The following is a 17,244-nucleotide window of genomic DNA, read 5'->3' on the forward strand; positions in this document are numbered from 1 at the left end:
GGCCGGGGCCGGGCGTTATCTTGCGGGCTCATTTCAGCTGCCCGTTGCCATGTCCACCGACACCCCGCTGCCAACCCCCGAACAGTTCGACGCCCTCATCCGCGCCCGGCGCAGCATTCAGCCCGTGCAGTTCGAGCCCGGCCGCGTCATTCCCGACACCATCATTGAGCGGATGCTGGAAAACGCCAACTGGGCGCCCACGCATAAGCGCACCGAGCCCTGGCGCTTCGTGGTATTCAAGGGCGCGGGGCGGCAGCGGCTGGCCGAGTTTCAGGCGGCGCTGTACCGGCAGCAGGCCGGCGAGTTCGTCGACGAGAAGAAGGCGCAGAAGCTGGCGACCAATCCGCTGCTGGCCTCCCACGTCATTGCCATCGGCATGAAGCGCCACCACGTGCTGCCCGAAATCGAGGAAATCGAAGCCGTGGCCTGCGCCGTGCAGAACCTGCACCTGACGGCCGTGGCCAACGGCGTGGGCGGCTACTGGGGCTCGGGCGGCGTGACCTACGCGGAAGAGGCCAAAGCCTTCTTCGGCCTCGGCCCCGAGGACAAGCTGCTCGGCTTCTTCTACCTCGGCTACGTGCAGCAGCAGCCCGGCCGCAACCTGCGCAAGCCCATCGAAGAGAAGGTGAGCTGGGTCACGGAGTAAGAGCGGGGAGTTATTAGGTGCGAGTGGTCGGTTGTCAGGCACAAATAAGCCCGTCATCCTGAGCAAAGCGAACCGCAGGACGACGTTCTGGCTTTCCACCACCACCACAAAAAAAGGCCCGCTGCACTGTGCAGCGGGCCTTTTTCAGTAAGCAAGCGGACTAGAACCTAGCGACGCGGCGCGGGCTTGCGGGCGGGCGCTTTCTTGGCCGGGGCCTTTTTGGCCGGCGTGGCCTTGGCGGGCGTCGTCGGGATGACGATGTCCGGCATGGTGGGCTCGGGGCCGTACTTCACTTCGGCCGTGTTCGGGTCGCCGGTGAGGAAGAGGTCGAAGTCCACGCGGCGGTTCAGGGCGCGGCCGGCGTCGGTGGCGTTGTCGGCAATGGGCTTGGTTTCGCCGTAGCCGCGGGCCTCGATGCGGGCGTCCGGAATGCCTTTGCTGAGCATGTACACGCGGGCCGAAGCGGCGCGGTCGTGCGAGAGGCGCAGGTTGTACGGGTCAGAGCCCTTGCTGTCGGTGTGGCCGGCAATGCTCAGGGTGTAGTCCGGGTACTCGTTCAGGATCTGCACGATGGCGTCGAGGGTCGGGTACGAGGAGGGCAGCAGTACGGCCTTGTTGAACTCGAAGTTGATGTACTTCGTGGCTTCCTGCAGGCGCTTCTTGGCCTCGGCCTTGATTTCGGGGCAGCCGCGGTTCGATGCGGGGCCCGGGCGGTCGGGGCAGCGGTCCTGGTAGTCGGGCACGCCGTCACCGTCGCGGTCGAGCGGGCAGCCCGAGGCATCCACCTGCACGCCGGCGGGCGTGTTCGGGCACTTGTCGTTCTGGTCGATGACGCCGTCGTTATCGGCATCCGGGCAGCCCTTCAGCTCGGGCTTGCCGGGCGTATCGGGGCAGGCGTCGTCCTTGTCGGCCACGCCGTCGTTGTCGCGGTCGGGGCAGCCCTGCAGCTCCGGCTTGCCGGCTTCGGTGGGGCACTGGTCCTGGTAGTCGGCCACGCCGTCCTTGTCGGTATCGATGGGGCAGCCGTTGGCATCCACCTGCACGCCGGCGGGCGTGCCGGGGCATTTGTCCTTGCGGTCGGGCACCTTGTCGCCGTCCTCGTCCTTGGCCTGGCCCAGGTTGAAGTTCAGGCCCACGGTGTGCTGCAGGAATTTGTCGTCCCAGCCGTTGTCGTCGCGGGCCTGGTCGCCGTCGAAGTTGGCGTAGTAGGGGGCGTGCTGGCCGGTCTGCACGAACAGGTTCACCGTTTCGCCGAGGCGGAAATTGAGGCCCGCGGCGGCAAACAGGTCGAAATAGCTTTTATCCTGGTCGATGCGCCCGCCGTTGTAGAAGCCTTCCCGCGAGGTGTACGTCCAGCCCGGGGCGGCCAGCAGGTAGGGCTGGATGAAGGCGTCTTCCTTGAGGGCCCAGCCGTTGTTGAGCTTGAATTTCAGGCCCAGGTTCACGTTCACCAGGTTGGTGGCGAAGTAGGTATTGGCGTTGCGGCTGCCCTTCAGCTCGCCGTAAAACGCCTGCAGGTTGGCGTCGAGGCCCTTGCCCAGGTACTGGTTGATGGCCAGGCCCGGGGCGTAGCGGTTGCTGCTGAAGTTCCAGTAGTCGGAGCCGTAGTTGCCCTTGTACTGCAGCGCGCTGACGTTGAGCCCAATGCTGGTTTTGCGGTCAGCCGACTGGGCTTGGCTCAGAAGCGGAACGACGGCCAGCGCCAAAGGCAGCACCAGCAGTCGAGGGTTGGGAATAAGGTGTTTCATGAAGTGGCGGCATTCCGCGGGCAACATTACCCGCGGCGGAATGGCCTCGTATACCCCCGCCCTCGGCCGAAGGTTATGCCTGAGGCTCCGACTTCATCTACGCTTCATGCGCAGCAAAACGGCCGACCCGGTGAAGGTCGGCCGTTTTGCTGTCAGTGCGAAACCCGTTTTCAGCGCTTGGGCGAAGCCTTTTGGGGCGTTGCCGCTGCTTTGGGTTTCGCTGCCGGCGCCTGGGCGGCCGGCGCTTTGGCCGGGGCCGGCTTGCGGGCAACGGGGCGCTTGGCCGGCGCTTTGGCGGCCGTTTTGCTGCGCGCGGCGGGCCGGGCCGGTGTCTTGCGGGCGGGCTTGGCGGGCTGGGCTTTGGCCGGGGCCGCGCTGGGCTCTTTGCCGTACTTCACCTCGGCCGCGTTCCGGTCGCCGGTCAGGAAGAGGTCGAATTCCACGCGGCGGTTTTTGGCGCGGCCGGCCTCGGTGGTGTTCGGCGCGATGGGGCGGGCGGGGCCGTAGCCGCGCAGCTGCAGACGCTCTTCGGCAATGCCCTGGCCCGCGAGGTAGCTGCGGGCGGCGGCGGCCCGCTCGCGCGAGAGGCGCTGGTTGAAGGCGGCCGGGCCCTTGCTGTCGGTGTGGCCGGCAATGCTGAGCGAGTAGTCGGGGTAGTCGCGCAGGATCTGGGCAATGCCCTCGAGGGTGGCGTGCGAGGTGGGCAGCAGCGCGGCGCGGTTCGGCTCGAAGCTGATAAAGCGGGTGGCTTCGCGCAGGCGCTTGCGGGTTTCGGCGCGTACAGTGGGGCAGCCCTTGTTGCCGGCCGGACCGGCGCTGGTCGGGCAGCGGTCGGCCGCGTCGGGCACCCCGTCGCCGTCGGTATCGGCCGTGGCCGAGGGGGCGGCGGGCGTCGGGGCGGGCGCGGGGGCTGGTTGCGCCGGGGCTGGCGCGGCCACGGGGCAGCCGCTGGGGTCTACCTGCGTGCCGGTGGGCGTGTCGGCGCACTTGTCTTCCGCGTCGGGCACGCCGTCGTTGTCGGCGTCGGGGCAGCCCTGCAGCTCGGGTTTGCCGGCCACGTCGGGGCAGGCGTCGTCGCCGTCCGATACCCCGTCGCCGTCCTTGTCGGCGCAGCCCTTCAGTTCCGCGGTGCCGGCCTGGTCGGGGCACTGGTCCTGGAAGTCGGGCACGCCGTCCTGGTCGCTGTCGAGCGGGCAGCCGTGGTCATCCACCAAAATGCCCGTCGGCGTGCCGGGGCAGCGGTCCTTGTTGTCGGATACGTCGTCGCCGTCCTCGTCGCGGGCCTGGCCCAGGTTGAAGGTCACCCCCACGGTGTGCTGCAGAAACCGGTCGTCCCACCGGTCCTTGTCGGCCGGCCGGTTCACGCCGTCGAGGTTGGCGTCGAGCGGCAGGTGCTGGCCGGTCTGCACGAAGAGGCCCACGCCCGGCCCGAGCCGGAAATTAAGGCCCGCTGCCCCGAATACGTCGAAGTAGCCCTGGTCGCGGTCGGAGCGGATGTTGTCGACCCAGCCGATGCGGCTGGTGTACGTCCAGCCCCCGGCGGCCAGCAGGTAGGGCTGAATAAAGGCGGTTTCCTTGAGGGCCCAGCCGTTGTTGAGCTTGAATTTCAGCCCCGCGTTGGCGTTGATGAGGGTGGTGTTGAAGCGCGTTCTGGCCAGGGCGTTGCTGCCGCTCAGCTCGCCGTAAAACAGCTGGGTGCTCAGGTCCAGGCCGCGGCCCAGGTACTGGTTGATGGCAATGCCGCCGGCGTACTTGCTGCGGTCGAATTTCCAGTAGTCGGAGCCGTAGTCGCCCTGGTACTGCAGGGCGCTGAGGTTGATGCCGAAGCTGGTGTGGCGCTCGGGCGTCTGGGCCTGGGCCGGGCGCGGCGCAGCCAGCAGGGCCAGCGGCAGGGCCAGCAGCCAACGGTCAGAAAGTAAGGTGTGCTTCATCGGGGGCGCGGATTGAGCGGGCAAATTGACCTTTAGCGGGGAATCCCCAAGTACCCGTCGGCCCGCCAAAAGTTGTCGTCGGGACGGGCGGGCGTCGGCATTGATAAACTAAACATACGCGCAAAAGCCCCGCTCGACCAAGCCCGCCGGCAACTTTGCCTGGGCACCCGGTGCGGCCGGCTGCCGCCGCGCCCGGTAATTGAAGTAGGAGGATACCAATAAAAACACGCTGCCCCGCCCGGATATTTCCGGGCGGGGCAGCGCAAAAAAAACGGCGCAATTATTCGGCCAGGGCCGTTTCGATGGGCACGCCCGCCGTCAGGGCCTTGTGCACCGGGCAGGCGTTGGCCACCTGCAGCAGGCGCTGCCGCTGCTCGGCCGTCAGCTCGCCCGCCAGCCGAATCTGCCGGCTGAGGTGGCGCACCACGTGGTCGGCGGTGGGCGCGAAGCTCACCTCGGTTTCGATGCGCTGCAACGGCCAGCCCTTGCGGTCGGCGTACAGGCGCACGGTGATGCAGGTGCAGGCCGTGAGGGCGGCGGCCAGCAGCTCGCCGGGGCTGGGGCCCATGTTTTCGCCGCCGTTGGCCAGGGGCTCGTCGGCCAGCAGGGCGTGGCCGCTGTCGGTGGAGAGGTCCGTTACGTAATGGTCGAGGCCGAGGTGGCCGGTGATGGTAGGCATGGCAGGCGCTGGTAGAAGGGTTCGGGCCAGGTAACCGCCGAAGCGGCCCGCGGGTTAGCGTCACCCCAGCATGGGCACTTCCATCAGCAGCAGCCGGGCGGCGCTGTCGGCCCGGATGGCGAGTTTGTCGGTTTCCCAGATGCCCAGCCCGTCGCGGCGGTGCAGGGCCTGCCCGTTGATGGTTACGTCGCCTTCGAGCACGAAGGCGTAGACGCCGTTGCCGGCTTTTTTCAGCTGGTACTCGGTGCCGAAGCCCGCGTCGAGCTGGCCGAGGTGAAACCACGCATCTTGGTGCAGCCACACGCCCTCGTCGTCGGCGTTGGGCGACAATACCTGCTGCAGGCGGTTGTGCTGGTCTTCGGCCCGGAAGGTCTGCTGGTCGTAGCGGGGCGCCACGTTGCGCTTATTCGGAATCACCCAGATCTGCAGAAACTGCACTTCCTCGCCGGCGGAGTGGTTTTTCTCGCTGTGGGCCACCCCGGTGCCGGCGCTCATCACCTGCACGTCGCCGGGCCGGATGACGGCCTTGTTGCCCATGTTATCCTGGTGCTCCAGCGCCCCCGCCAGGGCAATGGACACGATTTCCATGTTGTCGTGCGGGTGGCGGCCGAAGCCCATGCCGCCGGCCACGGTGTCGTCGTTGAGCACGCGCAGGGCCCCGAAGTGCATGCGCTGCGGCTCGTAGTAGCCGGCAAAGCTGAAGGTGTGGTAGGAGTTGAGCCAACCGTGGTTGGCGTGGCCGCGGGTAGCAGCCGGGTGCAAAACAGAACGTGCCATAACGAAAGGGCGGAATAATGACGGTGCGAAGGTGCAAGCCTCAGGCAATCAGCCGTGTTGGCGCTGATTGGTCGTGCAAAGGTGCATGCCCGTACTATACTTTTGCAAGTAGTTACATCGATGTATATCACTATACGTTCTGTAACTTTCGCTTGGAATCAGCCCGTTATGAAAGCAGAAAATCCAAAAAAACTTGCGGGTGGCTGCGCCTTCCGCCAAACGCTCGACGTGCTGGAGGGCAAATGGAAGTTTGCCATCATCCACAGCCTGCTGCAGCACGGCACCCTGCGCTTCAAGGCCCTGGAGCGCGACGTGGCGGGCATCACCCCGCGCATGCTCATCAAGGAGCTGAAGCTGCTCGAAAGCCACGGCATCCTCACGCGGCAGGCCTACGCCACCGTGCCGCCCACCGTCGAGTACACGCTCACCGACTGCGGCCGCTCCCTCGGTCCCATCATCACGGCCATTGAGGACTGGGGCCTGCAGAACCAGGCGGTTATCAGCGGCGGCGTGGCAGGGTAAGCCCGGCGGGGCCGTGGCGTTGTCCTGCTTCGGCCAGCAACCAAGGCATTGCGGGCGGAAGGCGGCTCGTCAGCTTGCTTGTCAACGTTCCCGGCAACGATTGCACAAGTAAAGGATACGGCATAGCACTATTTGGGGCTCAGGCGGGCAGACATTGAAGAAAATTTCTTCCCGCCCTACTTCCTGCTTCTATGCCAAACCTTTCCGCTTTGTACCGGCTGCGGCCGGGGCTGCTGGCGCATTTCGGGGCCCTGCTGAGCCTGAGCCTGCTCCTGCTGCTGAGCCTGGCCGCCCGCGCCCAAACCTATAACGCCGTCGTGGCCAAGGACGGCACGGGCGGCTTCACGACGGTGCAGGCGGCCATCAACGCCGCGCCTACCGGCCGCACCACGGTGTACACCATTTTCATCAAGAACGGCAAGTACCGCGAAAAGGTCACCGTGCCGGCCAACAAGCCCTTTTTGCAGTTTATCGGGGAAAGCGTAGCCAACACCATCCTCTCGTGGAACGACGCCAACACGCCCTCGTTTCCCGGCAACTCGTCCAGCTTTATCATCAACGCCTCGGACATCAGCGCGCTGAACATCACCTTCGAGAATACCTACGGCGACGCCCCGCAGGGCCTGGCCATGTACATTACCGGCGACCGGGTGGCCTTCAAGAACTGCCGCTTCCTGGGCGGGCAGGACACGATGCAGCTGAACTCGCAGGCCGGCAACCGCAGCTACTTCAAGGAGTGCTACATCGACGGCGTGGTCGACTTCATCTTTGGCGCCGGCCGGGGCGTGTTTGAGCACTGCATCGTGTACCCGCGCACCCGGCGCGACGGCGGCAGCGGCGGCTACATCACGGCGGCCAATACCCAGCCGGGCCAGCCCTACGGCTTCGTGTTCCGCCACTGCATCATCCCCGAAAACCGGGGCACTACCACCTACACCCTGGGCCGCCCCTGGCAAAACGACCTGGGCTCGACGCCTACCGACCGCTCGCACACCAAAGTCGTGTGGCTGAACACCACCATGGGCAACTCCATTAAGCCCGTGGGCTGGCAGGTGTGGGACGCCGGCACCGTGACCAGCGTCATTCAGTACGCCGAGTACAACAGCCGGGACTTCAGCGGCAACCTGGTGAACATCAGCCAGCGCGTGCCCTGGTCGATTCAGCTCACCGACGCCGACACCGCGCTGTACACCCGGGCGGCCGTGCTCGGCAGCTGGAATCCCTGCACGGTGGTGCCAAACTTCTGCGGCCACCAGGCGCCCGACCTGGCCGTGTCGAATTTCTGGGCGGTGAAGGGCACCGCCACCGCGCCTTCCAACCTCACCTGGAACCTGAGCTGGCCCATTGCCGGCGTGCAGTACCAGCTGCTGCGCAGCGCCACGCGGCGCGGCCCCTACACCCCGCTCTACACCACCACGTCGACGGTAGCCACCAACATCAACTTCGGCACGACGGACCCCGTTCCGGCCGCCGGCACTTCGTATTTCTACTACGTGCGGGCCTCGAAAGCGGGGCTGGCTACCCACGTCACCGATACGCTGCAGATTTCGAGCACACCCACCATCACCACCACCGGCACGTTGCAGGCTTTTCGGCAGGGCGGCGGGCAACCTTCGGCTGCGCAGAGCTTTCTGGTCGCGGGCGAAAACCTGACGGCCGGCCTGCTCATCACCCCGCCGGCCGGCTTTGAGGTATCGGCCAACGGCGGTACCACCTGGGCGGGCAGTGGCGCCCCGCTGACGCTGACCCCAAGCAGCACCGGCGGCGTGGCCAGCACCACCATCAGCGTGCGGCTGAACGCAACGGCTGTGGGCGCTTACGCCGGCAATATCACCCTCAGCAGCGCCGGCGCGGTCAGTCAGCTGGTGGCCCTGGCGGGGACCAGCCAGGCCGCCCCGCTGCCGCAGTCGGTGCCGCTGCTGTGGTGGCCGATGACGCGCAACAGCCAGGACAGCGCGGCCGTGCGTTCGGCCCGCCTGGTGGCCAGCGCGCCCACGCTACGCAAGTTTCAGCTGTCCAACGGCTCGGTCACGGCCAGCATTCCGCCCTACTCTGCGCGCTACGGCCAGGCCTTCGCGCCCACGGCCGACGGCGGCTGGACGGTGGCCGTGGGCGGCCCCGGCGGCAACCTCAGCCGCACGTACTACGAGCAGTTCACCGTGCGCGGCACCGCCGGCAGCACCGTGCGCCTCGACTCGGTGTTGCTGGCCGCCTACGTCACCGGCTCGACCAGCAACACCAAGCTGGCGGTGGTCTGGTCGCGCAGCGGCTTCGCCGCCGATTCGGCCGATGTGACCGGGGGGCGCGGCCCGGGCGGCCCCCTGCTGAGCACGGCCAATGGGGGCTTCACCACGCCCATCTTCACCACCAACAGCAACAGCAGCCCGTACCGGCTGGCCCTGGCCGGGGCCGCCGGCGTCACGCTGCAAGCGGGGCAGACGCTTAGCTTCCGGGTGTACTTCAGCTGCGGCTCCACCACGACGACCACCCGCTTTGCCACCCTGAAAAACGTGGTGGTGAAGGGCGAAGCCGGCGTGGTCAGCAGCAGCCGGGCCGCCCGCGCCCAGGTGCTGCAGGTGTATCCCAACCCGGCGGCTGAGCAGCTGACTGTGGCGCACCCGGCGGCTACCGGTGGGGCCGAAATTGCCCTGTACTCCCTGCTGGGCCAGCGCGTGGCCGTGGTGGCCTGCGCCGCGGGCAGCCACCTGACCCGGTTCAGCGTGGCCAGCCTTCCACGCGGGCAATACCTGCTGCGCTACAGCGGTCCGACCGGTCAGTTTACCACCCGCGTCAGCAAGCAATAGCCGGTAGCCTGCCGACAAAAAAAGCCCCGCATCGAGTGGATGTGGGGCTTTTTTGTTGCTGAGCTAAGCGCGCTTAGTTGGCCGCCGCCGTGGCCGGCGACTTCACGTACTTGTCGAGCCAGGCGTTCATTTCCCAGAGCATGTGCAGCACGTTTTCGCGGGCCGCGTAGCCGTGCGACTCGTAGGGCAGCACCACGTAGCGGGCGGTGGCACCGTTGCCCTTCAGCGCGTTGTAGAACCGCTCGCTCTGAATCGGGAAGGTGCCCGAGTTGTTGTCCAGCTCGCCGTGGATGAGCAGAATCGGCGTCTTGATCTTGTCGGCGTAGTTAAAGGGCGACATGGCGTTGTAGACCTCCGGGGCCTGCCAGTAGGTGCGCTCCTCGCCCTGGAAGCCGAAGGGCGTCAGGCTGCGGTTGTAGGCGCCGCTGCGGGCAATGCCGGCCTTGAACAGGCTGGAGTGGGCCAGCAGGTTGGCCGTCATAAAGGCCCCGTAGGAGTGGCCCATCACCGCCACGCGGCTCGGGTCCACCACGCCCAGGCGCTTGCCCTCGTCGATGGCGGCTTTGGCGCTGCTCACCAGCTGCTCCACGTAGGTGTCGTTGGGCTGCTTGTCGCCCTCGCCCACGATTGGAATGCTGGCGCCCTGCAGCACGGCGTAGCCCTGCGTCACCCAGAAAATGGGCGAGCCGTAGCCCACGCGCGTAAAGGCGTAGGGCGAGCCCGACACCTGTCCGGCGTTTTTCTTGTCCTTGAACTCCACCGGGTAGGCTTCCATCAAAGTGGGCAGCGGGCCGTCGGTGGCTTTGTAGTTCGGGGGCAGGTACAGGTTGGCCGTCAGCTCCACGCCGTCGGCGCGCTTGTAGCGCAGCACCTGCTTTTTGAAAGCGCCGCCGAAGGCCGCGTAGGGGTTGGCAAACTTGGTGAGGGGCGTGAGCTTGCCGCTCTTGTCGCGCAGGTAGTAGTTCGGGTTCTGGTCGATGGCCTCGCGGCGCGTAAGCAGGCGGTGCTTGTCGGCGTCGAGGATGGCCAGCGGCACTTCGTAGAACGGGGCTTCGGAGCGCCACCAGCGGGTGGCTTTCTTGGTGGCTAGGTCAAACTCGTCGACGAAGGGCCGGTCGCCCTCGGGCGAGGCTCCCTGGCCCAGGAAGTAGATGGTTTTGTTGGCCGCGTCGGTCAGCAGCACCGGTTTGCCCTGGGCGTTGCGGTGCGTGTAGGCCGTGCCCGGGCTGGCGTACTTGTCCTGCGACGAGCGTTCGAAGAGCACCTGCAGCGAGGGCAGCGCGCCCGGCGTCACGCGCCAGGTCACTTCCTTGCGGTCGGCCCAGCGCGAGCCGTAGAGCAGCGCCACCGAGTTGTTGCCCCAGCTCACGCCGTCGTAGCGCAGGGGTAGGGCCGCAAATTCCTCGGGCGTGCCCATGAAGGGCGCCGTGAGGGTGAATACCTTGTCGCGGATGGCGGCTTCGGCCTTTGGGTCGCCGCCGTCCTGGGCTTCGGCCCAGAACAGGGAGGCGGGCACATCGGCGCGCCAGCCGTGCTCCCGCTGCCCGGTGGGCACCGCGTCGAAGGCCGTGGGCACTTCGTCGGCCAGGGGCAGGTCGGCCAGGGTTTTCAGCGGGTCGCCGGTGGCCACGTCGTACAGCTCCACTTTCAGCGGAAAGCTGCTCAGGGGCAGGGAGTAGGAGAAAGGCCGGTGGCGCGTCTTCACCAGCAGGTACTTGCCGTTGGGCGAGGGCACCGCCGACTGAATCAGGCCGGGCTGGCTGATGGGCTGCAGCTTGCCGTCGAGCGACACCTTCACCATCTGCGAGGTGGCGTAGAAATCGAGCAGCCGCTCGTCGGTGGGGTTGCGCAGCAAGTCCTGGTAGGTGCGGGCGCCGGTTTTGCGGCCCACGTTTTCCTGCACGGCGGGCCCGGTGGGCGCGGCCGTGGTGCTCGGGGCCGCGCCGCGGCCCGCCACCAGCGCCCGCACGATGAGCGTCTGGTTGTCGGACAGCCACTCGAAGGGCGTGCCGAACACGGCGTTCAGCGACACGCCGGCCAGGCGCCGGGCCATAAAGTTGTTCAGATCCACCACCCACAGCTCGGTACGGCCCTCGGCCCCCGCGTTGTTGGCAATGCTGAGCGCGAGCTTGCTGTTGTCGGGCGACCAGACGGCGTCGCTGATCAGGGCCGGCTGCGGCAGGTTGAGCACGGCCATGTCCTTGCCGTCTTCGAGGCGGCGCAGCATCAGGCCGGTGGCGTAGCTCAGCCGGCTGGGCGCGTTCAGGCGCGGGTTGATGCGCAGGCCGGCCAGGCGCAGCTCGGGCTGGGCCAGCTCGGCCACCGTGGGCATGGCCTGCACCGCCAGCAGGGCCATCCACTTACCGTCCGACGAGAGGCTGATGCGCGGGGTGAGGGGCGCGTCCACGAGGTCGGTAATGGCTCTGGGGGGCGTGCGGTAGCCCACGTCTTGGGCGTGGGCCAGCGTGGAGAGGCTAAGCAGCCCCGCGAGTAGCAGTTGTTTCATGCTCGGAGAGTAGTCGGTAAAATAGAGAGCGGCACCACAAAGATACTAATCTTGTATCCAGCAATGATGCGGCTATTATTGTAAAATAGTAATAATTGTTTGGCTAATTACTGTTCTGTAGAGGAGGTTAAAGCGGCTAAATAGCTTGACATTCAGCTGAAACCTGGTGGCTGGCAGCGGTATTATGGTGTGGTTGGAATAGGATTTAGGCGGTGCCTGGCGGCGAGCTTACAGCCGTACGCCTAGCTTAAATCCAACCGGAAAGTACAAGCCCCGCGCGCCGTAATCGAGCATGGAGGTGCGGTAGCGGCTTTCGGGCAGGGCCGAGCGGGAGCGGGTGTGGCGCCAGCCGATGCCCGCGTAGAAGTCCAGCATCAGCGGGCCCAGCTCCAACGGGCCCTGGTAGCCGGCCAGCGCACTAGCGCCGTAGCGGGTGATGGTTTCGGTGTACGGCAGCGGCGAATACACCAGAATGGGCAGCTCGTCGGGGCGGGTCTGTTCCACCCAACCGTACTCCTGAAAGTGCAGCCGGAACTGCTGCACGTGCGGCCCGGCCGCTAGGTAAAACCCCGACTGCGGCTGGGCGTCGGGGCCGGGAAAGTAGAGGCGGGGCAGCAGCTCGGCCCCGAAGCCGCGCACCCGCTCGCCCGGCTGCACCTCGCGCCGCACCGTGAGCCCCGTGACGGCGCCGCGGTACCACTGCGCCGTGAGGCCGAGGCTGGTGCGCGGGTGGGCCCGCCAGAGTTTTTCCGCCTCCAGGTGGTAGCCGCGGGCCAGGGGCTGAAACACGTTGGCTTTCAGTACCCAGCCGGGCAGCTTCGGCGGCGGGGGCGTCTGGGCGTAGGCGGCGCTACCCAGCAGCAGCGCCCACGCACCCAGCGTGCGGCATCCGGTGGCAGCGGCCGCGCGCATCAGGGGCGGGGAACAATGGGAATGACGCTCAGCACGCGCAGGCTGTGGCTGCCGGCGTCGTAGCGGCACTGGTACAGCCCGGTTTTGCCGGTGAGCAGCAGGCCGGCCGGGGTGGGGGCCACATCGTAGGCATCCAGGGCAAAGGCGTCGAGCTGGGGCAGGGCCGGCGCCGTGCGTACGTCGAATACCTTCAGGCCCTCGTCGCACACAAACAACCGGGCCGAATCCGAATCCACCATCAGGCCGAAGGGGTGCGTCAGCGGGTAGGTGCGCACCAGCGTCGGGCGGGCCGGGTCGTTCAGGTCGACGACCTGCAGCTGGTTGGGGCTGCTGCCGCAGGAGCGGTCCTGGCGCAGGGTCAGGTAGGCCCAGCGGCCGTCCACCACCAGCGGGTCGCAGCTGGCGGCGCGGGCGTAGTGGCCGACGGCCTGCGGCTGCAGCGGAAACGAGACGTCGAACAGATACATACCAGCCGGAGTGCCCACGAAGAGGTAACTGCCAGCAGGATAAATGGTTTCGATGTTCACGCCCAGCGCCACGGTTTGCGCCACGGTGGGCGTGGTGCTGCCGCCCGCGCCCAGGTCCAGGATCTGCAGCTGCTGCCCGTCGATGACGTACAGCGCGTTGCCGAGGGTGATAAACCGGGCCCGGGCCCCGGTCAGGCCGATATCGTTGACGGCCGGACTGAGGTCGGCGCTGGCGCAGCCGCTGAGCAGGCTCAGGGCCAGCAGGGCGGCCCGGCAGGTGCGGCCAAAGGAGGAGAAGTGCTGCATGGCGGCGTTACCGGATTTTTTGCCAGCCCACCACCACGGCGTCGGGCGGGCGGTTCTCGGCCCGGTAGCCGGGCTCGACGCTGGCCGTTTCGGGCAGGGGCAGCTCCGGAAATACGTTGCGCACCCGGCCGAGCACGCGGGCATTGGCCGGGTCGGTCAGGTCGATGGTTACCAGATCCACGGCGTTATCGGCGTAGAGCACCGGGCCGCGCATGGCCACGCCGAGGCTGCCCGGAATGCGCAGAAACCCCACTTTGCGGGGGCGCGAGGGGTCCTGGTTGTCGATGATGTGAATGCCTTCGTACTGCTCGTTTACCAGCAGGTAGGCGCCGTGGCAGTAGGTTTTGCCGGGCGCCTGCACGTCGCGGGGGGGCAACAGGGCCACGGCCTGCTCCAGCGTGGCGCGGGTCATTAGCAGGGGGCGGTACACGGGCAGCGAATCGGCCACGGCCTTCGGGTCGTCCAACTGCGCGTAACAACCCGGCAGCACGGCCACGGCGCAAAAGGCCAGCAAAACGGAAAACTTGGACATATGGGAAGAAGCACGCCCGCGGCCACCGTGCCGTATCCGACGGCGGGCGAAGGCAGGAGCCGAAGCGGCCGGCAAACGTTGCAAGCCGGGCCCGGCCGGCTACAAAAATACGCAGCGCCGGCTACCGGTCCGGCCGGACAGTAAAAAGCCCCTCCGTACCGGCGGAGGGGCTTGCTCTTGCAACCTGATAAGTCACGAGTTGACTAGAAAGGCGGGGCGGTTTGCGGCGGCAAGACCGGTAGCGGAGTTACGGATGAGCGGTAGCGGAACTGGTAGCGGCTTGATGTTGACAAAGTAACAGCGCCCCTGCGTGGTGGTCAATCCGTGGAGGCACGGGTTTTTACATGGGGCTAGCACGGATAAATATAGTATTATACTAATGCATAATGTGACTGGTCTGAATGACTTTGCCCTGTCGGTCAATTAGTTGCAGGTAGTAGGGGCCAGTCGGCAAGTCGCGCAACGACAGCCCCTGGCCCGGCGCCTGGCCCTCGGCGTGGCGCACGGTGCGGCCGCGCGCGTCGAGCAGGCGCAGGCGCACGCGGCCCCAGGCGGCAGCCAGCGGCACGGTCAGCTCGTCGGCGGCCGGCACGGGGTAGGCGGCCAGCGGCGCCCGGCGGGCCGCCGGCGCGGCGGCGGTGGGGCGGCACTGCACGGCGGCCATCAGCCGGCGCCACAGCTCGGTATCGAACGAAGACAGCGCCAGGTGCGGCTGCCCGGCCGACTGCCCCAGGCGCACGACCACCAGCCCCAGGCTCGGCACTACGTAAATTTTCTGGTCGTTTTTGCCTAGGGCCATGATCATATCGGCCGGGGCGGTGGGCACCAGCGGGCCCGGCAACACCAGCTGCGACTGCGGCAGCTGGTAGCTGGGCTGCCCGTTGAGCCACCAGAGGTAGCCGTAGCTGCGGTTGAGCGGCTGCGCGGGCGTGGTCATCTGGCGGAAGTAGGCCGTGTCGCGGAGCACGGCGGTGCCGTTCCAGCGGCCGCGGGCCAGGATGAGCAGGCCGAAGCGGGCCGCGTCGCGCAGGCGGCTGTAGTACACGTCGCCCGCCCAGGCCCCGCCCATGCCGATGACGCCCCCGATTTTCTGGTTGGTGTACTGGTTGATGCTCAGGCCCGCGGCGGCGGCCAGCAGGGGCTGCAGCTTGCGGTAAGGGCCGGTGTGGTAGGCCCAGCGCGAGCCGGCGTCGGCGCGGTAGAGCAGGCAGGCGGCCTGGGTGCTTTCGTTGTCGCAGGGCGCGGGCGGGGTGTCGTCGAGGCCCGTGGTCATGGTGAGCTGGTGCCGCACCGTGATGAGCCGCTCCTTGGCGGCCGGCGCCGCCGTCCAGCCCCGGCCCAGGAAGCGCGAGGCCGAATCGGTGAGGCTCAGCAGGCCGTCCTGCCGGGCGATGCCCACCAGCGTGGCGGTGAGCGACTTGCCGGCCGAGGCCCAGTACCAGAGCGAGTCGCGGGTGAAGGTGCCGTAGTACTGCTCCACCACCACGCGCCCGTCCTTGAGCACCATGAAGCCCTTGGTGTGCCGGCGGCCGAGGTAGGCCAGCAGGGTATCGAGCGGGGGCTGGCACCAGCCCAGGCTTTGGGGCGTGGTGCTGGCCCAGGCGGGGCCGGTGGTCGGCGGAAAGTACAGCGGCGTCGGCGTCTGGGCCCAGCCCGGCAGGGCCAGCAGGCCGATAAGCGCGCAGCGTAAGCGTTTGGTCATGTGGGGTGCGGAAAAACATTCGGAGGCTTAGAGCCGGCCGCGGGCCCCGGGTTTAGCCTATATCAGCAAAATTATATGTGTAATGGAAAATTCGGGCCTGATAATCAGTGTAATAAAAGCGGTTGCCAATTAAATTGTGTGCAATATAATTTTATGCAATACATTTGCAACGTCTTCCAGCCCGCCATGAGTCAATCCGCCGCTTCTGCTCCCAATCCGCTGCTGCAGCTGGAAAACCAGCTCTGCTTCCCGCTCTACGCCGTGTCGCGGCTGGTGACCAAGGCCTACCAGCCGCTGCTGGAGGAACTGGAGTTGACGTACCCGCAGTACCTGGTGCTGCTGCTCTTGTGGGAGCACGGCGAGCTGTCGGTGAAGGGGCTGGGGGAGCGGCTGCTGCTCGATTCGGGCACGCTCACACCCTTGCTCAAGCGCCTGGAGCAGCGCGGCCTCGTCAGCCGCCGCCGCGACGCGCGCGACGAGCGGTCGGTGCGCATTGGGCTGCAGCCGGCGGGCGAGGCCCTGCGCCACAAGGCCACCTGCATTCCGGAGGCCCTGATGGCCAAATTTCAGCTCAGCCCGGCCGAGTTCGAGGCCCTGCGCGGGCAGCTCAATCATTTGCTAACCCAGCTTTCCTGATTCTGGGAAGGCTTCATTTCTCTTCTACTGCCATGAAAATCGAGAAAGTGTACACGGCGCAAGCCCACGTGAAAGGCGGCCGCAACGGCCAGGTGACCAGCAACGACCAGGCGCTGGCCCTGGAGCTGAGCACGCCCAAAGCCATGGGCGGCATGGGCAAGGAAGGCGCCACCAACCCCGAGCAGCTGTTCGCGGCCGGCTACGCCGCCTGCTTCGAGGGCGCGCTGGGCGTGGCCGCCCGCCAGGCCAAGGTGAGCCTGCAGGACGTGAGCATCGAGAGCTTCGTGCACTTCGGCAAGGCCGAGGACGGCGGCTTCGGCATCGCGGCCGACCTGCACGTGAACCTGCCCGGCCTGGAGCAGGCCCAGGCCGAAGACCTGGTGGCCGCCGCGCACCAGATCTGCCCTTACTCGCGCGCTACCCGCGGCAACATCGAGGTGAACCTGCACACCACCACCAACTAAGCCCGCGGCTGCCCGCGCAGCTTCGGCCCAAGGCCCCGGCGCAGCTTTTCGCTGGTCGGGGCTTTTTCGTGCCTTATCTTTGCCCCTGGAATGATGAAGCGAGTGGTCATAGCTGTGCTGAGCCTGCACCTGTTCGTGGCGGGCCTGATGCCCGCCGGCAACGTGCTGGAGCTGGTGAAGCTGCCCGTGCTCATCAGCCACTACCAGGAGCAGCACGCCACCAACTCGGTGTGGCGCTTCCTCTACGACCACTACGCCGGCCGCCACAACCAGGAGCACCAGCACGACCACGCGCAGCTGCCGCTGCACTGCTGCCTGCACCAGGCCCCGGCCATGGCCCTGCCGCCCGCGCTGCGCCTGCCCCTGCAGCCCCAGCTGCCCGAGTTTGCGGAGGCCCGGCAGTACCGCGGCGAGTACGTGGCCTCGGCCCCGCGGGGCATTTCGCGGCCCTGTTTCCAGCCCCCGCGCGGGGCGGCTGCCTTCGCGGCAAGTCGGGCGTAAGCTAGCGGCCCGGCTTGGGCGGCGCCGGCGCGCTTTCCTGCGGGAAGGCCGTGCGGCCCGTGGCAGTTCGGTTGGCCTTTGCTGATGGCCGTGCTGCGTCCCGCCGGGGCG

Annotated in this window: 15 protein-coding genes; 6 read left to right on the plus strand and 9 right to left on the minus strand. The window is 67.1% G+C overall.

Going from position 1 to position 17,244, the window contains the following annotated elements:
* Positions 1-49: 49 nt before the first annotated feature.
* A complete protein-coding gene (locus DLM85_RS20010; RefSeq protein ID WP_111479956.1) occupies positions 50-646 on the plus strand; it encodes a nitroreductase family protein in 597 nt (198 codons plus the stop codon).
* 167 nt (positions 647-813) lie between these two features.
* On the opposite strand, the gene DLM85_RS20015 is transcribed toward DLM85_RS20010, so the two are convergent.
* The 4 genes from DLM85_RS20015 to DLM85_RS20030 form a co-directional block, all read right to left on the minus strand.
* The gene (locus tag DLM85_RS20015) at positions 814-2,394 is read right to left on the minus strand and encodes an OmpA family protein (RefSeq protein WP_111479957.1); all 1,581 of its coding nucleotides are present in this window, start codon (positions 2,392-2,394) and stop codon (positions 814-816) included.
* A 170-nt stretch (positions 2,395-2,564) separates the two neighbouring features.
* Positions 2,565-4,325, minus strand: a complete 1,761-nt coding sequence (locus DLM85_RS26245) for an OmpA family protein (RefSeq protein WP_111479958.1) — start codon at positions 4,323-4,325, stop codon at positions 2,565-2,567.
* A 280-nt stretch (positions 4,326-4,605) separates the two neighbouring features.
* Entirely contained in the window at positions 4,606-5,004 is a 399-nt protein-coding gene (locus DLM85_RS20025) for an OsmC family protein (protein ID WP_111479959.1), read from the minus strand.
* A 60-nt stretch (positions 5,005-5,064) separates the two neighbouring features.
* The gene (locus DLM85_RS20030) at positions 5,065-5,781 is read right to left on the minus strand and encodes a pirin family protein (RefSeq protein WP_111479960.1); all 717 of its coding nucleotides are present in this window, start codon (positions 5,779-5,781) and stop codon (positions 5,065-5,067) included.
* A 168-nt stretch (positions 5,782-5,949) separates the two neighbouring features.
* Between DLM85_RS20030 and DLM85_RS20035 the strand changes: the two genes are divergently transcribed.
* Positions 5,950-6,303 (plus strand): winged helix-turn-helix transcriptional regulator, encoded by a 354-nt coding sequence (locus DLM85_RS20035; protein ID WP_111479961.1) that lies wholly within the window; start codon positions 5,950-5,952, stop codon positions 6,301-6,303.
* Positions 6,304-6,494: 191 nt separating this feature from the next.
* Positions 6,495-9,107, plus strand: a complete 2,613-nt coding sequence (locus tag DLM85_RS20040) for a pectinesterase family protein (RefSeq protein ID WP_111479962.1) — start codon at positions 6,495-6,497, stop codon at positions 9,105-9,107.
* A 73-nt stretch (positions 9,108-9,180) separates the two neighbouring features.
* On the opposite strand, the gene DLM85_RS20045 is transcribed toward DLM85_RS20040, so the two are convergent.
* From DLM85_RS20045 to DLM85_RS20065, 5 genes are all read right to left on the minus strand, one after another.
* Positions 9,181-11,613 (minus strand): alpha/beta hydrolase family protein, encoded by a 2,433-nt coding sequence (locus DLM85_RS20045; RefSeq protein ID WP_111479963.1) that lies wholly within the window; start codon positions 11,611-11,613, stop codon positions 9,181-9,183.
* Positions 11,614-11,841: 228 nt separating this feature from the next.
* Positions 11,842-12,525, minus strand: a complete 684-nt coding sequence (locus tag DLM85_RS20050) for a hypothetical protein (RefSeq protein ID WP_111479964.1) — start codon at positions 12,523-12,525, stop codon at positions 11,842-11,844.
* On the minus strand, positions 12,525-13,298 hold the full coding sequence (locus DLM85_RS20055; protein WP_111479965.1) for an LVIVD repeat-containing protein: 774 nt from the start codon (positions 13,296-13,298) through the stop codon (positions 12,525-12,527). The genes DLM85_RS20050 and DLM85_RS20055 overlap by 1 nt, the downstream gene beginning before the upstream one ends.
* A 7-nt stretch (positions 13,299-13,305) precedes the next feature.
* Positions 13,306-13,830: an LVIVD repeat-containing protein gene (locus DLM85_RS20060; RefSeq protein ID WP_111479966.1), complete on the minus strand. Its 525-nt coding sequence runs from the start codon at positions 13,828-13,830 to the stop codon at positions 13,306-13,308.
* Between the two features lie 376 nt (positions 13,831-14,206).
* Positions 14,207-15,532: a serine hydrolase domain-containing protein gene (locus tag DLM85_RS20065; protein ID WP_111479967.1), complete on the minus strand. Its 1,326-nt coding sequence runs from the start codon at positions 15,530-15,532 to the stop codon at positions 14,207-14,209.
* Between the two features lie 186 nt (positions 15,533-15,718).
* Here DLM85_RS20065 and DLM85_RS20070 point away from each other — a divergent pair, with 186 nt between their 5' ends.
* The 3 genes from DLM85_RS20070 (at position 15,719) to DLM85_RS20080 (ending at position 17,133) form a co-directional block, all read left to right on the plus strand.
* The gene (locus tag DLM85_RS20070) at positions 15,719-16,168 is read left to right on the plus strand and encodes a MarR family winged helix-turn-helix transcriptional regulator (protein ID WP_111480089.1); all 450 of its coding nucleotides are present in this window, start codon (positions 15,719-15,721) and stop codon (positions 16,166-16,168) included.
* A 32-nt stretch (positions 16,169-16,200) separates the two neighbouring features.
* Entirely contained in the window at positions 16,201-16,632 is a 432-nt protein-coding gene (locus DLM85_RS20075) for an organic hydroperoxide resistance protein (RefSeq protein WP_207891068.1), read from the plus strand.
* A gap of 90 nt (positions 16,633-16,722) precedes the next feature.
* Positions 16,723-17,133 carry a hypothetical protein gene (locus DLM85_RS20080; RefSeq protein WP_111479968.1) on the plus strand — a complete coding sequence of 137 codons (411 nt, stop codon included), beginning with the start codon at positions 16,723-16,725 and terminating at the stop codon, positions 17,131-17,133.
* Positions 17,134-17,244 lie beyond the last annotated feature (111 nt).

Origin of the sequence: Hymenobacter edaphi (genome assembly GCF_003258365.1) — a bacterium.
Lineage (GTDB): Bacteria > Bacteroidota > Bacteroidia > Cytophagales > Hymenobacteraceae > Solirubrum > Solirubrum edaphi.